Here is a 15,556-nt window from a genome sequence, read left to right as displayed (position 1 = left end):
AAGTTGATCACGCCCCCCGGCGCGTCGGAATTTAGGCCGATGGCGTTTCGATATGGTTTACGCCGCGGTAAGTTTTGCGACCCAGCCACCCGCTTGTCGCGGCCGCGCGTCGCGGCTAGGCACGCTGGCGAAAGGATCGGGCGGATGAGCAAGGCAATGGGCGAAGCGCTGGGGCGGCTCGAGGCGGTCATCGACGACCGGCTCGCAGCGGGCGAAGGCGAAGCCTCCTATGTCGCGAGCCTCGCCGCAAAGGGCCGCGCCAAGATCGCGCAAAAATTGGGCGAGGAAGCCGTCGAGACCGTGATCGCCGCGGTCGGCGAAGACGATCCCGCGCTGATCGGCGAGGCCACCGACCTGATCTTCCACCTGTCCATCCTGCTCGCCGAACGCGGGCTGTCGTGGGACAGGGTCGCCGCCGAACTCGACCGGCGGCACGGCACGTCGGGCCACGCCGAAAAAGCCGCCCGCCAGCAATAGGAGCAACCATGGCGATCGATGCGACCCTCCCCTACGACCAGACCAATATCTTCGCGCGCATCCTGCGCGGCGAACTGCCGTCGAAAACCGTCTACGAAGACGAGTTTGCGCTCGCCTTCCACGACATCAACCCGCAGGCGCCGCTGCATATCCTCGTGATCCCCAAGGGTCCTTACGTCAGCTGGGACGACTTCTCCGCGCGCGGTAGCGACGCCGAGATCGCGGGCTTCGTCCGCGCGGTCGGAAAGGTCGCGCGCGACGCCGGCCTCGTCGCCCCCGGCTACCGCCTGCTCGCCAATGTCGGGCTCGACAGCCATCAGGAGATCGCGCATCTCCACGTCCACATCTTCGCGGGCCAACCGCTGGGACCGATGCTCGCGCGCTGATATTTCGCCTCTGTCTATGATCGTCATCACAGCGTTTCACCCCGATGCGATTAAGCGTGTATGATGCGCGGCGACGGGTAGACACTTGCCCCTGTTTCCAGCAGGATAGGCGCACGGGTCAAAGCGGGGAGACGATGATGGGCAAGGGATGGCGCAGGCTCGCAGGAAGGTTCGCCAGCAGGGCGAAACTCGCACTGATCCTCCCCTTGAGCCTCGCGATGGCCGCGACCGCCGCCGACACCGTGCCGCAGGTCACGCTCGCGACCCCGGGCAGCTCGGGCACCGGCGACGGCACGATCACCCGCTTCACGCTGCGCTTTTCCGAAGACATGGTCCCGCTCGGCGATCCCCGCGCCCAAGCCCCCGCAACCAACGATTGCAAGCTTCCGGCGACCGGCCGCTGGGTCGATACGCGTACCTGGGTGCTCGAATTCGAGCGTGCACTCCCCGGCGGGCTGCGCTGCCATGTCGAACTGCGTTCGGGCCTGAAGACCGCGCGCGGCGTGTCGGTCGTCGGCAACGACCGCTTCGCGCTCGACACCGGCGGCCCCTCGGCGCGCGCCGTGCTCGCGGGCGGCATCTCTGACGGGATCGAGGAGGACCAGATCTTCCTCGTCGCCACCAACGTCGCCGCCGACCGCGCTTCGGTCGGCCGCTTCGGCTATTGCGCCGTCGACGGCATCGGCGAGAAAATCCCGCTCGACGTCCTGCCGCGCGCGACCGCGACCGAAATCCTGACCGGCCTCGGCGAAAACAACTGGTCGCGCCAGTCCTTCACCTCCGACGCCGGCCTGCCGCAGCGCTTCCCCGCCGCGGGCGCCGACCGCGAGGCCGCGCTCGACCGCATCGTCCCCGTCAAATGCCGCCGCCCGCTGCCGCCGGGCCGCGAGATGGCGCTCGTCTGGGACGCCCGCATTTCGCAGGCCGGCGTGCCCAGCCGCACCGCCGGACGCGACCAGCGCTTCGACCATGACGTCCGCCCCGCCTTCACCGCGAAGATGTCGTGCAGCCGCATCAATCCGCAGGCGGGCTGCAACCCGATCAAGGACATCACCCTCAGCTTCGCCTCGCCGGTATCGCGCGAAACGATCCTCGCCGCGACGCTGAGCACCGCCGACGGCAAGAAGCTGACGCCCAAGATCGACGACGACGACAAGAATGACGCCTGGCTGACGAGCGTCCGCTTCACCGGCCCGCTGCCGCAGAATGTCGACGCGACGCTCGTCCTCCCCGCCGGCGTCACCGACCAGAGCGGCCGAAGCTTGCAGAACCAGTCGAACTTCCCGCTGAAATTCCACATCGACCGCGCCCCGCCGCTGGTCAAATTCGCCGCCGAGTTCGGCATCCTCGAGGCAGGCGAGGGCGGCGTCCTGCCCGTCACCGTGCGCGGGGTCGAAAGCGCGCTCGTCCAGGCGAACCTCAAAATGCCCGCGACTGCGCTCCGGGTCGGCGACGACGACGTGGCGATCGCGCGCTGGCTGAAGCGCGTCGATGACGCCGATGACACCGACTATCGCGAGGAAAAGGACCGCACCGGCAAGGAGATCACGGTCAACTACACCGGCACCAAATCGGTGTTCGCCGATGCGCCGTCGGGCGGCGAACGCCGTGACCTCCAACTGTCTCCCCCGGGCGGCGGCAAGGAATTCGAAGTCGTCGGCATCCCGCTCACCGAAAAGGGATTTCATATCGTCGAGATCGCGAGTCCCGAGCTGGGCGCCGCGCTGCTCGGCCGCAAGTCGACGCGTTACGTCGCGACCGCTGCGCTCGTCACCAATATGGCGGTGCATTTCAAATGGGGCCGCGAAGGCTCGCTCGCGTGGGTGACCGCGCTCGACACCGGCCTTCCTGTCGCGGGCGCAGAAATCCGGGTGTCGGACAGCTGCACCGGCCGCCTGCTCGCGCGCGGCACCGCCGACAAGGCGGGCCGCCTCGCCTTCGCCTCGGGCCTGCCCCAGCCCGAAACCTATTCGAGCTGCGAGGAAAAGCCCGATCCCGCGACCAGCGAAGGCCATGCCCTGATGGTCTCTGCGCGCGCGGGCGACGATTTCAGCTTCACCCTCACCGACTGGGGCGACGGGATCCGCCCCTATGACTTCGACCTCCCCTATGGCTGGTCGGAACGCAACGACATCCTCCACACCGTCTTCGACCGCGCGCTCGTGAAAGCGGGCGAGACCGTCCATATGAAGCATCTGCTCCGCCGCCCCGTCGGCACCGGCTTCATGACGCCGCAGCCGCTCGCGGGCAAACTCCGCCTCGTCCACCGCGGTTCGGACACCGAATTCGAAATGCCCTTCGCGATCGCCGCGACCGGCAGCGGCGAGACCGTCTGGAACGTCCCCGCCTCGGCGCCGATGGGCGATTACGAACTCGTTTTCGTCACCAAGGACCCAAAAGGCAAAGGGGACGGCGAGGACAAGACGATCTGGTCGGGCCAGTCGGTCAAGGTCGACGAATATCGCCTCCCGACGATGAAGGCGACGGTCACCGGGCCGAAGACATCGCCGGTGCGCCCTGCCGCGGTGCCGCTGTCTCTGTTCGTCGGTTACCTCTCGGGCGGCCCCGCGCCCGATCTCCCGGTCGAGCTGCGGACCAATTTCCAGTCGAGCTGGTCGCCGCCGCAAGATTATATGGATTGGGATTTCGACGGCCAGCCGGTGAAGGAAGGCGTCGTCCAGCTCGACGACAGCGGCGACGAACCCAGCGCCGAACTGCCGCTCGCGCGCTCGGTACCGCTCAAGCTCGACGCCAACGGCAGCGCGACGACCAGCGTCGCGGTCGACCAGCCGATCACCGAACCGACGCTGATGGCGGTCGAAATGGATTATGAGGATGCCAATGGCGAGACGCTGACGTCGAGCCGCCGCATCACCCTCTTTCCCTCGGCCGTCCGCCTCGGCCTCAAGACCGACGGCTGGCTGATGCGCGACAATGATTTGCGCCTGAAATTCGTTGCGCTCGACCTCGACGGCAAGCCGCTGTCCGGCAAGCGCGTGCAAGTCGCGCTCTACAACCGCGAGATCATCACCGCGCGCCGCCGCCTGATCGGCGGCTTCTACGCCTATGACAACCAGATGCGCACGACGAAGCTCGACGCGAGCTGCGCCGCGACGACCGACAAGCTCGGCCGCGCGAGCTGCGCGATGGCGCCCGGCGTCTCGGGCGAAGTCACCGTCGTCGCGACGACGCTCGATGCCGACGGCAACGAAGCGCGCGCGGTCCGCTCGGTCTGGCTCGCGGGCGACGACGAATGGTGGTTCGGGGGCGACAATGGCGACCGCATGGACGTCATCGCCGAAAAGCCGCGCTACGCCGCGGGCGACACCGCCAGCTTCCAGGTCCGCATGCCGTTCCGCGAGGCGACCGCGCTCGTCACCGTCGAACGCGAGGGCGTGCTGTCGAGCTTCGTTATGCCCTTGAAGGGCACCAACCCCGTCGTGAAGGTCAAGCTTCCCGCGACCTACGCCCCCGACGTCTATGTCTCGGTGATGGCCGTGCGCGGGCGCGTGACCGGGCAAGAAAGCTGGTTCCGCAAGATGAAGCGCGCGGTCGGCTTCAAGATCGAGAATAGCGAGGGCGCCCCACCGACCGCGCTCGTCGACCTCGCCAAGCCGAGCTACCGCATGGGCATCGCGCGCATCAAGGTCGGCTGGGAAGGCCATCAGCTCGGCGTCAAGATCAAGGCCGACAAAGAGAAATATTCGGTCCGCGAAACCGCGAAAGTCGCGATCGAGGTCAAGACCCCCGGCGGCAAGGCACCGAAAAATGCCGACGTTGCTTTCGCCGCGGTCGACGAGGCGCTGCTCCAGCTCGCCCCCAACGAAAGCTGGGAAGTCCTCCCCGCGATGATGGGCGAACGCACGCTCGACGTGCTCACCTCGACCGCGCAGATGCAGGTGGTCGGAAAGCGCCATTACGGCCGCAAGGCGCTCGAACCCGGCGGCGGTGGCGGCGGCGACCTTTCGGGGCTGACGCGCGAGGATTTCCGTCCGGTGCTGCTGTGGAAAGGCAATGTGCCGCTCGACGCCAAGGGCCGCGCGACGGTCGAAGTGCCCTTGTCGGACAATCTATCGGGCTTCCGCCTCGTCGCGATCGCGACCGACGGATCGCAATATTTCGGCACCGGCGAAACGAGCGTCCGCACCGTGCAGGATCTCGGCGTCTTTGCCGGCATGCCCGAACTGGTGCGCACCGGCGACACCTATGACGCGCGCTTCACGCTGCGCAACGGCACCGACAAGGCGATGGAGGTCACCGCGACCCCGACATTGTCGCCCGCCGTCGCGACCGCGCCGCCGCTGACCGTCACGATCCCGGCGGGCGGCGCGGTGCCGATCAGCTGGTCGATGACCGCGCCCGAGCAAACCGGCCCGATCGAATGGACGGTCGAGGCGGTGGCCAAGGGCGGCAAGCAGCGCGACCGGCTGGTCTTCCAGCAGCAGGTCGAACCCGCGATCCCGGTCGAAACCTGGGCCGCCAGCCTGTTCCGCGTCGGACCCAATACGACGCTGCCGATCGCGATTCCGGCGGGCGCGCTGCCCGGCGGCTATGTCGATGTCGCGCTCGCGGGAACGCTCGCGCCGCCCTTGTCGGGGGTGCGCGACTATATGAGCGTCTATCCGTATAATTGCTTCGAACAGTCGACATCGCGCGCGATCGCACTCGGCGATCTCGGGCGCTGGCAGGCGCTCGCGGGGGCGATGCCGACCTATCTCGATAACGATGGCCTGCTGCGCTACTGGCCCAACGAGCGGATGGAAGGCTCGATCGAGCTGACCGCCTATGTGCTCAGCATAACCGCGGCGAACGGCTTCGCGATCCCCGAGGCGCCCAAGGCCAAGATGGTCAAGGCGCTGCAGGCGGTCGTCGACGGACGCCTGACCCGCAAGGGCTACGGCCCCTACGACATCCGTCCGGTCCGCATCGCGGCCTTGGCGGCGCTCGCGCGCAACAATGCCTCGAGCCCGCAACTCGTCGCGGCGATCGACGTCGCGCCGGTCGACATGGCGACCGGCACGCTCGCCGACTGGCTCGTTGCGATCGAACGCACGCCGAGCGTCCGTAATGCTCCGGCGCTGCGCACCGCGGCCGAGGCCGAACTGCGCAAACGCCTCGTCTACGAAGGCACCCGCCTCGACCTCGTCGACGATGCCAAGGCGCCGTGGTGGATGATGACCAGCGGCGACGAAATGGCGATCAAGGCATTGGAAGCCGTGCTCGGCCGCAAGGGCTGGGAGGATGACGCGGGCAAGCTGATGGTCGGCGTCGCGCAGCGCCAGCGTCGCGGCCATTGGGACACCACCCCCGCCAACGCATGGGGCGCGGTCACCGTCCGCCGCTTCGCCGAGCTCTATCCGGCGAGCGCGATCACCGGCGTCACCAACATCAGCCTTGCCGGCGGAACCGCCTCGCAAAGCTGGCCGCTGCCTGCCGAACCGGTCTCGCCGCTTCGCGTCGCGCTCGCTGCGGCAACGATGAGCCTGAAGCATGAAGGCACCGGCGCGCCGTGGGCCACCGTCAGCGTCAAGGCGGCCGTCCCATTGAAGGAACCGCTCAACGCAGGCTACCGGATCAAACGCTCGGTCAGCATCGTCAAGGCGGCGAACAAGGACCGGCTGACGCGCGGTGATGTCATCAAGGTGCGGATCGAGGTCGTCGCGGCCGCCGGCCGGACGTGGGTCGTGATCAACGATCCGGTCGCCCCCGGCGCGACGATCGTCGGCAACCTCGGCGGCCAGTCCGAAATGCTGGCCGAACAGGCGGGCGGATCGGGCGCGCAGCCGAGCTATGTCGAGCGCGGCAAGGACAGCTGGCGCGGCTATTTCGGCTGGATGCCCGCGGGCACCCACGCGGTCGAATATGTCGTGCGTTTGAACGGCTCGGGCCGCTTCACCCTGCCGCCGACGCGCGTCGAGGCGATGTACTCGCCCGCGATCCGCGGCCAGTGGCCGAACGCGCCGGTAACGGTGGCGAGTGTGGGGCAGTGAGGGCCCTCTTCGGCCACCCTATGCTTTCCCGTTTCCCCGCGCGAAGACGAGGGGTTCGTTCGAGCGGAGCGAGAACCCAAACGCCATGTCATAGCCTCGACTTCGCTCGGCCTGGCCCCTCGTCTTCGCTCGGGGAAGCGGGGAGTATAGGGCGGCATCGCGCGCCACCGTCTTTCTAGGATCGAGCGATGGCTGGCATCCCCAAACGGCGCTGGTTTAATGCGCTGGCATGGGCTGCGCTCGCGGCGCTTGTCCTCGTCACCGCCGCGCATCTCGCGACGCGACCGCCCGCGATGCCCGCCTTCGACGAGGTGCGCGCCGATTGGAAACCGAGCGAAGCGTGGCTCTACGATCGCGCCGGCCGCCTGCTCGACAGCGAGCGCGTCAATTTCGAACGCCGCCGCCTCGCGTGGGTGCCGCTGAACGAGATCAGCCCCGCCGTCCGCAGCGCCGTCGTGCAAAGCGAGGATCGTCGCTTCTGGTCGCACGGCGGGGTCGACTGGCTTGCGATCGCCAGCGCGATCCGCGCGCGCCTGACGATGGGGGGGACCGGCGACCGCTCGCGCGGCGCCTCGACGCTGCCGATGCAGCTCGCCGCCTTTCTCGATCCGAGCCTTGCCCAGCCCGGCAAACGCGACTGGCGAACCAAGATCCGCCAGATGCGCGCCGGACAGGCGCTCGCGGCAAGCTGGTCGCACGAGCAAATGCTCGAGGCCTATTTCAACCTCGTGCCCTTGCGCGGCGAGGCGCAGGGCATCGGCGCGGGCGCGCAAAGCCTGTTCGGCAAGAAGCCCGCCGAGCTGAACCGCACCGACGCCGCGCTCTTCGCCGGCCTCCTCCCCAACCCCGCCGCGAGCGCCGAGGCGCTCGGGCGCCGCGCCTGCCGCGCTGCTCAAGTAACGGATTGCACCGCGATCCGCGTGGCCGCCGCGACTTTGGTCTCCGGCGAGCGCGCCGCCCAGCTCGACCCCGCGCTCGCCCCGCACCTCGCGGTCCGCCTGCTCGACAAGCCCGGCAAGCGCGTCACCACCACCATCGACCGCCGCATCCAGGCCGCCGCCATCGTCGCGCTGCGCCGCCAGCTCGCGGGCCTCGGCTCCGACCGCGTGCGCGACGGCGCGGTCGTCGTGCTCGACAATGCCACCGGCGAAGTGCTCGCCTATGTCGGCGGCGTCGGGCTCAAATCGACCGCCGCATCGGTCGATGGCGCGAACGCGCGGCGGCAGGCAGGCTCGACGCTGAAACCGCATCTCTACGCGCAAGTGATCGAACATGGCTGGCTCACCGCCGCATCGATCCTCGACGACAGCCCGGTCCAGCTCGACACAGCGTCAGGCCTCTACGTCCCCAAAAACTACGACCACAGCTTCAAGGGGCCGGTCAGCGTCCGCCATGCACTCGCCAGCTCGCTTAACGTCCCCGCAGTCCGCGCGCTCGTCATCGACGACGTCCAGCAATTCCGCGACCGCCTCTGGGCGCTCGGCTACCACGGCCTCGTCGAGGACGGCGAATATTACGGCTTCAGCCTTGCACTTGGCTCCGCCGAAGTGTCCCTCGTCGAACAAGCCAACGCATTCAGAACATTCGCAAATATGGGGAAGTGGTCGCCCGTCACCTACATCGCTACGCGGCACCTTCGCCAACATCCGCGTACAATCGTCAACCCCGCCGCCGCCTTCATCGTCGGCGACATCCTCGCCGACGCCTCGGCGCGCACCGACGCCTTCGGCGCCGACAGCGCGCTCCGCCTCCCCTTCTGGGCGGCCGCCAAGACCGGCACCTCGAAGGGCATGCGCGACAATTGGTGCATCGGCTGGTCCGACCGCTTCACCGTCGCCGTCTGGGTCGGCAATCTCGAGGGCGATTCGATGCGCGCGGTCTCGGGAACCTCGGGCGCGGCGCCGGTGTGGCGCGACGTGATGCTCGCGCTTCACGCGGGCAGCCCCGGCAAGCCCCCCGCGAGGCCCGAGGGCGTCGAGGCGCGCCAGATCGCGCTCCCCGGCACGCGCGAGCCGCCGCGCCGCGAATATTTCCTCCGCGGCACCGCGCAGACCGAAATGGCCGCCGCGCCGCAAGCCGCGCGGCGGCCGCGCATCACCAGCCCGGTCAGCGGCAGCGTCTATGCGCTCGACCCAGACATCCCGATCGACCGCCAGCGGCTGGCAGTCACCGTCAACGGCGCGGTCGCCGGATACCGTCTGATTCTCGACAAAAAACCGCTCGGCGACGCCGATGCCGGTGGGCAGATCTTGCCGCGTCCCGGCAGCCATATGCTCGCGCTCGTCGATCCGGGCGGGCGGATGATCGACCGGGTGCGCTTTACCGTACGGTAAACGGCGCGAGACCCCATGAAATTAAGTTGCGCTGACGCGCGGAGCGGCTAGTCTGCCCCGCCATGAGACGGGCGGCAGTTCAGCCGCTCCCAAGGGGAAGACTATGCTATTTGACCGCGTAAAGCCGTTGGATGCCATTTTGGCGACGGCGGAAAAAAAGTCGCTTACGCGCACGCTCGGCGCTTTCCAGCTGACGATGCTGGGGATCGGCGCCGTCATCGGGACCGGGATTTTCGTGCTGACCGCCGAAGCCGCGCAAAAGGCGGGCCCCGGCATGATGGTCAGCTTCATCATCGCCGGTTTCGTATGCGCCTTTGCCGCGCTTTGCTACGCCGAAATGGCATCGATGGTCCCGGTTTCGGGCTCGGCCTACACCTATAGCTATGCCGTGATGGGCGAACTGATCGCGTGGATGGTCGGCTGGGCGCTGATTCTCGAATATGCCGTTGCTGCGGGCGCCGTTTCGGTCGGCTGGTCGGGCTATGTCGTTGGCCTCATTGAAAATGCGTTCAGCATAGACATACCCTCGACGCTGGTGCTCGGGCCGTTCGACGGCGGCATGATCAATCTGCCGGCGATGTTCATCGCGGGGCTCGTGACCCTGCTGCTCGTCATCGGCACCCGCGAATCCGCAACGGTCAACGCGTTCCTCGTCGTCATCAAGGTCGCCGCGCTGACGCTCTTCGTCATCCTCGCCCTGCCGGTGATGAACATGGAGAATTTCGAACCCTTCGCGCCGCTCGGCTTCGGCGGCATCGGCGCCGCCGCCGCATCGATCTTCTTCGCCTATGTCGGCTTCGACGCGGTCTCGACCGCCGCCGAGGAAACCAAGAATCCGCAGCGCAACATGCCGATCGGGCTGATCGGCAGCCTCGCCATCTGCACCATCTTCTATCTGCTCGTCGCCGCGGGCGTCATCGGATCGGTCGGCGCGCAGCCGGTTGGCATCGACGCCGCGAGTGCACATGCGCTCGAACCCGGCAGCCGCGAACTCGCCGCCGCTTGCGGTGCGATCGGCGATCAGGCGGTGGTCTGTTCGAAGGAAGCGCTCGCCTGGACGATGCGTGAAATCGGCTGGCCACAGATCGGCAATCTGATCGGCCTCGCTGCCGGTCTGGCGCTGCCCTCGGTCATCCTGATGATGATGTTCGGCCAAACCCGCATCTTCTTCGTCATGAGCCGTGACGGCCTGCTGCCGCAGTCTTTCTCGAAGATCCATCCGAAGTTCAAAACGCCGCACGTGATCACGATCATCACGGGCATCGCGGTCGCGCTGTTCGCAGCCTTCTTCCCGGTGGGGCAGCTGGCGAACATCTCGAACTCGGGCACGCTCTTTGCCTTTGCCGCGGTGTCGATCGCGGTGATGGTGATCCGCAAGACCGATCCCGGCCGCAAACGCCCGTTCAAGACGCCGCTGATCTATATCACGGCGCCGATCGCGATCCTTGGTTGCCTCTACCTCTTCTTCAACCTCGATCAGAAGAGCATCAACCTCTTCCTGATCTGGGCAGCCATCGGCCTCGTGGTCTATTTCGCCTACAGCCGCTCACGCAGCCATGTCGGGCTGGGGCATGTCGAGGTGCACGAAGACGATCCCGACGCGCCGCCGCCGCCGGTACCGCCAGCGCCGTCGTTCAGCTAGGAATGAGGGGAAAGGGGGCTTCGGCCCCCTTTCTTCTGTCGGTCAGAAGGGGGACTTGGGTGCCGTTCCCGGCCGCGTGAACAGCTTGCCGCGCTCGGCCCAATATACCAGCGCCAGCCCGACGACGGCGCTGATCAGAAAGGCATAGGCGAGCGGCAAGGTCGACCCGTCATATTGCTGGCCGATCAGGGCACCGACGGTCGCCGCAAGCAAGGTCTTGGCAAAGCTCTGGTACGACGATGCGACACCCGCCATGTGACCGAAGTCCTCCATCGCGATCGACCCGAAATTGCTGCCGATGAAGCCGATCAGGCCGACATTGGCCATCATCAGCGCGGTGAACATCCACAGCGTTTCGGCACCGCTCAGCGCGACGAGGATCTGCGCGATCGATGTCGCCATGAAGGCAAAGACCGCGGTCTGCGAGACGCGCCGCGCGCCGAAGCGTTCGACGATCGCCGCGTTCGAGAAGTTGGCGATCGCGATCCCCACCGCGACGCAGGCGAAGATGAGCGGAAAATAGCTGCGCGCGTCGAACACCTCGGCGATGATCTGCTCGCTGCTGTTGAGATAGCCGTAAAGCGCGCCCTGCATCATCCCCGACGCGATCATATAGCCCGCGGCGCGGCGATGGCGCGTTACCGTCGCCCAGCCCGCGACCATCGTCCGCCAGTCGAGCGGACGCACGTCGCCGGGCTCGAGCGTTTCGGGAAGGCGCCGGAGCCAGAACAGCATGACAAGGCCCATGACGGCGAGGACGATGAAGATCGCGCGCCAGCCCGCGATCGCCGCTACCCCGGCGCCGATTGTCGGGGCGATGATCGGCACGATCATGAAGACGAGAAAGATCAGCGACAGCCGCTTGGCCATCGCATCGCCGGCGAACAGGTCGCGGATGACCGCGACGACGATCACCCCGAGCGCCGCGGCGATCAGTCCGTGCCCGAAACGCAGCGCGAGCAGCATCGGAAAGCTCGTCGCCAACCCGCAGCCGATCGAGAAAACCACATAGGCGAGCAGTGCGGGCACCAGCACGCCCTTGCGGCCGAAGCGGTCGGCGAGCGGCCCATAGAAGAGCGAACCGAAACCGATGCCGAGCAGGTAGACCGAAATGACATATTGCCGATCATTGGCAACGAGAACGCCCAGCCCCTCGCCGATCGCGGGGAGTGCGGGCAGCATCGAGTCGATGGCGAGCGCGTTGAGCGCCATGACCATCGCCATCATGACCACCATTTCACGGTCGCCCGGCAGGCTCCGCTGGGGGGATTGGGCCGGTTTGTGCATGGCACATGCCTATGCCCCCAAGTCGCCGCTTTGGATAGCCCCACAAGCCAAAGGGCATTGCTATGCAACGCAAAAGGGCCGCCCCAACCCGTGTCGGGAGGGGACGGCCCTTTGCTGTTCGTGACGGACGGCTTAGCCCTGGCGGGTGCCGGTCATCGCCATCGACCCAAAGGCGCCGGCCTTGATCGTGCCGGTCAGCGCGTCGCCGTCGATCGTCGCTTCGCATTCGAGCGTCATCGGCATCGGCACCTTCATGTTCATCGTCCAGGACAGCTTGTTGCCGTCGACCTTGCCATTTTCGACGTCGAGCGAACCCATTGCGCCGGCATTCTGGCCGGTGAAGCTGCCGCCGTCGCTGTTCACCGTGAACACCGATTTCTGGTCGCCCATCGGCGACTTGGTAACGCAATCATAGCTGCCATCGACCTGAGACATCGAAACTCTCCTTACTGAAACTGGTGTTAGTTAGCGGGAGACACCGTTTCCACAGGCAAGCCCAGTCCGTCAAGCTGCGGTTTCACGACCGTGGCATCGCCGACGACGACATAGACGAGATTGTCGGTGCTGAGCGCCCCCCGCGCCGCGGCGTCGATTTCGGCCGCAGTCATCGCTTCATAGGTGGCGGGAAGCGTCTCGTAATAATTGTCGGGGCGGCCGAACTTCACGATCTGCCTGAGGCCGCCAAGCACGTCGCCCGAGGTTTCGAAGCTGCCGGGCAATTCGCGGACGCTGCCGTTGATCGTGCGCTCGAGCTCGTCCTTCGTCACCCCCTTGTCGCCAAGGAAGCCCTTGAGGTCGCTCTGCAGCTCCTTGATCGAATCGCCGGTGCGGTCGGCCTGCACCGGAGCCGCGGCGACCCACGTCAGCCGGTCCTTCTCGCCCGAGATGCGGCTGCGCACGCCATAGGACCAGCCCTTGGTTTCGCGCAAATTGGTGTTGAACCGCGACAGGAAATTGCCGCCGAAAATGTCGTTGGCCGACCGCAGCACCTCGAGCTCGTCGCCGCCCTTGGCGCTCAGTACCTTGCCGGCGAGGATCACCGACTGCGGCGATTTGGGCCGGTCGAACAGCAGGATACGCGGCTTCGGTGCCGGGATCGCGATGTCGAAATGCTTGACCGGTTTCGCCGTTGCCGGTGCCTTCCACTGGCCCAGCGTCGCGTCGAGCTGCTTCTTCACCTCGGCCAGCGTCGTATCGCCGACCACGAAGACGCGCGCATTGTCGGGACGTATCCATGTGGCGTGGAAGGCCGCAAGCTGGCCCTGCGTCACCGCCGCCACCGATTTCGCGTCGCCCAGCCCCGAGGGCGGGATGCCATAGGGATGGTCGGCGCCATAAAGCACCGGCATCAGCACACGCGAGGCGATCGCGCTCGGGTTGTTGAGCTCGGCCTTCAGCCGGTTGAGCTGCTGCGCACGGACGCGCTCCAGTTCCTTGGCATCGAAGGCGGGGTTGCGGATATAATCGGCGAGCAGGCCGAGCGAGGCGCCAAGGTTGGGTTTCAGCGCGAACAGGCTGAACACCGTCTCGTCGGCATTGGCGGTCGCATCGATCTGCGCCCCCAGCCGTTCCTTCGCCTCGGCAAAGGCGATCGAATCGAGGCTGGTCGTACCCTCGTCCATCAAGCTGAGCATCAGCGACTGGGTGCCGAGTGCGCTATGCGGGTCGGCGGCATAGCCGGCGTCGAAGCTGACCGCGACATTGACCGTCGGCACCGTCGTGCGGCGCGCGAACACGACCTCGACGCCGTTTTTCAGCTTCGTGCGTTCGATCGCGGGGAAATCGAGCGCGGTGAGGTCGGCGACCGCCGGCAATTGCGAACGGTCGGCGAACGCCGCCGCCCCGCCGATCCCGGTGTCGGGGCCGATGTCGCCCAGCGCGGGGTTCCAGTAACGGTCGGGCTGGACCGGTGCCGTCACCTTGCCGTCCGTCACCGCGCCGCCGCGATTCTCGCCGCCTTCGGTGCGTTCGCCGGGGGTATAGGTCAGCGAGAAGGCCGGGCGCGACAGCCATTTGTTCGCGACCGCCTTCACCTGCGCGGGGGTCGCCTTGGCCATCCGGTCGAGCTCGACCTTGTAATAGCCGGGGTTGTTCGAATAGAGCGCGCCCTCGGCGAGCGTCACCGCCTTGCCGCCGAAACCACCGACCGATTCCAGCCCCGAAATCGTGCCGGCGAGATAGCTGGCGGCGGTGCGCTGCAACTCGTCGGCGGTCGGACCGCTGGCGAGGAAGCTCGCGATTTCCTCGTCGAGCCGCTTGGCGACATGCGCCGGGTCGACGCCCTGCTTCACATCGGCCTGCACCAGCAGGATGCCCGCATCCTCGAACGGCTGTGCGCCCGCCGAAACGCTGACCGCGATCGGGTCCTTGCGCACCAGCGCATTGTCGAGCCGCGACGACGACAGGCCGCCGAGCACGCTCATCGCCATCTGCAACGGCACCGCTTCGGGATCGTTCAGGCCGGGGATTGCCCACATGCGATAGATGCGCGTCGTCGGAACCAGATCCTTGATCTCTTTCGCCAGCGGCGCGGGCAGGGTCGGCACCGGAACGGCGGGCATCTGCACCGCCGGACCGCTCGCGATGTCGCCGAACCATTCCTGCGCCTTGGCTTTCGCGGTCGCGACGTCGACGTCGCCCGCGAGCACCAGCACGGCGTTGTTCGGCCCGTAATTGTCGGTGAACCACTTCTTCACATCGTCAAGGCTCGCCGAATTGAGGTCGCCCATCGAGCCGATGGTGCTGTGGTGATAGGGGTGGCCGGTGGGGAAGAGATTCTCGAAAATCTCGTAGCGCAGCAGGCCATAGGGATTGTTGTCGCCCTGGCGCTTTTCATTCTGGACGACGCCGCGCTGGTTATCGAGCTTCTCCTGCGTCACCGCGCCGAGCAGATGCCCCATGCGGTCGCTTTCGAGGAACAGCGCGCGGTCGAGCGCGCCGGTCGGCACCGTTTCGAAATAATTGGTGCGGTCGACGTTGGTCGTCCCGTTGCTGTCGGTCGCGCCGACCTGTTGCAGCGGTTCGAAGAAATCCCCCGGCGAATTTTCGGACCCGTTGAACATCAGATGTTCGAACAGATGCGCAAAGCCCGTCTTGCCCTTGGGCTCATGCTTCGACCCGACGCGATACCAGACCGACACCGCGACGACGGGCGCCTTGCGGTCCTCGTGCACGATCACGCGCAGCCCATTGTCGAGGGTGAAGGCTTCGTAGGGAATATCGACCGCCTTCACCAGGTCGACGATCGGCGCCGGGCCCGCGGCCTTCGCCTTGGCGAGCGCGGGGCCCGCGGCGACAAGCGAGGTGGTGACCGCCAAAGCGAGAGCGAAGCGATGAAAACGGGGCATGAATATCCTCTTGTACGGGCGCAGGCTTTATGCCCGCGTACGACCGGGTGCCGGGCGGCACTGTATCAATGGTTTAGGACAGCAATTTGCGGCT

8 protein-coding genes are annotated in these 15,556 nt (G+C 66.8%); 5 read left to right on the top strand and 3 right to left on the bottom strand.

What is annotated here, in order from left to right; genetic code table 11:
* Nucleotides 1-144 precede the first annotated feature (144 nt).
* The 5 genes from V6M50_RS03325 (at nt 145) to V6M50_RS03305 (ending at nt 10,828) form a co-directional block, all read left to right on the top strand.
* Nucleotides 145-477 (top strand): phosphoribosyl-ATP diphosphatase, encoded by a 333-nt coding sequence (locus V6M50_RS03325; RefSeq protein ID WP_332817115.1) that lies wholly within the window; start codon nt 145-147, stop codon nt 475-477.
* A gap of 8 nt (nt 478-485) precedes the next feature.
* Nucleotides 486-863 (top strand): histidine triad nucleotide-binding protein, encoded by a 378-nt coding sequence (locus V6M50_RS03320; protein WP_332817114.1) that lies wholly within the window; start codon nt 486-488, stop codon nt 861-863.
* Nucleotides 864-1,000: 137 nt separating this feature from the next.
* Nucleotides 1,001-6,853, top strand: coding sequence for an alpha-2-macroglobulin family protein (locus V6M50_RS03315; protein ID WP_443030475.1), 5,853 nt, complete (start codon nt 1,001-1,003; stop codon nt 6,851-6,853).
* A 188-nt stretch (nt 6,854-7,041) separates the two neighbouring features.
* Nucleotides 7,042-9,186 carry a penicillin-binding protein 1C gene (pbpC, locus tag V6M50_RS03310; RefSeq protein WP_332817112.1) on the top strand — a complete coding sequence of 715 codons (2,145 nt, stop codon included), beginning with the start codon at nt 7,042-7,044 and terminating at the stop codon, nt 9,184-9,186.
* A 103-nt stretch (nt 9,187-9,289) separates the two neighbouring features.
* Nucleotides 9,290-10,828: an amino acid permease gene (locus V6M50_RS03305; protein ID WP_332817111.1), complete on the top strand. Its 1,539-nt coding sequence runs from the start codon at nt 9,290-9,292 to the stop codon at nt 10,826-10,828.
* A gap of 42 nt (nt 10,829-10,870) precedes the next feature.
* Here the strand turns inward: V6M50_RS03305 and V6M50_RS03300 are convergent, their stop codons facing one another.
* The 3 genes from V6M50_RS03300 to V6M50_RS03290 all read right to left on the bottom strand — a co-directional run bounded on the left by V6M50_RS03300 (nt 10,871) and on the right by V6M50_RS03290 (nt 15,462).
* Nucleotides 10,871-12,115 carry a multidrug effflux MFS transporter gene (locus tag V6M50_RS03300; RefSeq protein ID WP_332817110.1) on the bottom strand — a complete coding sequence of 415 codons (1,245 nt, stop codon included), beginning with the start codon at nt 12,113-12,115 and terminating at the stop codon, nt 10,871-10,873.
* Nucleotides 12,116-12,247: 132 nt separating this feature from the next.
* A complete protein-coding gene (locus V6M50_RS03295) occupies nt 12,248-12,550 on the bottom strand; it encodes a hypothetical protein (protein ID WP_332817109.1) in 303 nt (100 codons plus the stop codon).
* A 26-nt stretch (nt 12,551-12,576) separates the two neighbouring features.
* A complete protein-coding gene (locus tag V6M50_RS03290) occupies nt 12,577-15,462 on the bottom strand; it encodes a M16 family metallopeptidase (RefSeq protein ID WP_332817108.1) in 2,886 nt (961 codons plus the stop codon).
* Nucleotides 15,463-15,556: the final 94 nt, after the last annotated feature.

The sequence above is a fragment of the Sphingopyxis sp. genome (assembly GCF_036675685.1).
In the GTDB taxonomy this organism is placed as follows: domain Bacteria; phylum Pseudomonadota; class Alphaproteobacteria; order Sphingomonadales; family Sphingomonadaceae; genus Sphingopyxis.
The sequence above is the reverse complement of the archived record's forward strand: the minus strand, read 5'-3'. Positions and strand labels throughout refer to the sequence as shown.

What these genes read in the sequence shown, in the direction of transcription:
- V6M50_RS03295 (WP_332817109.1), bottom strand. Translation starts at nt 12,550, where the DNA reads ATGTCTCAGGTCGATGGCAGCTATGATTGCGTTACCAAGTCGCCGATG.
- V6M50_RS03325 (WP_332817115.1), top strand. Translation starts at nt 145, where the DNA reads ATGAGCAAGGCAATGGGCGAAGCGCTGGGGCGGCTCGAGGCGGTCATC.
- V6M50_RS03300 (WP_332817110.1), bottom strand. Translation starts at nt 12,115, where the DNA reads ATGCACAAACCGGCCCAATCCCCCCAGCGGAGCCTGCCGGGCGACCGT.
- pbpC (WP_332817112.1), top strand. Translation starts at nt 7,042, where the DNA reads ATGGCTGGCATCCCCAAACGGCGCTGGTTTAATGCGCTGGCATGGGCT.
- V6M50_RS03305 (WP_332817111.1), top strand. Translation starts at nt 9,290, where the DNA reads ATGCTATTTGACCGCGTAAAGCCGTTGGATGCCATTTTGGCGACGGCG.
- V6M50_RS03290 (WP_332817108.1), bottom strand. Translation starts at nt 15,462, where the DNA reads ATGCCCCGTTTTCATCGCTTCGCTCTCGCTTTGGCGGTCACCACCTCG.
- V6M50_RS03320 (WP_332817114.1), top strand. Translation starts at nt 486, where the DNA reads ATGGCGATCGATGCGACCCTCCCCTACGACCAGACCAATATCTTCGCG.
- V6M50_RS03315 (WP_443030475.1), top strand. Translation starts at nt 1,001, where the DNA reads ATGGGCAAGGGATGGCGCAGGCTCGCAGGAAGGTTCGCCAGCAGGGCG.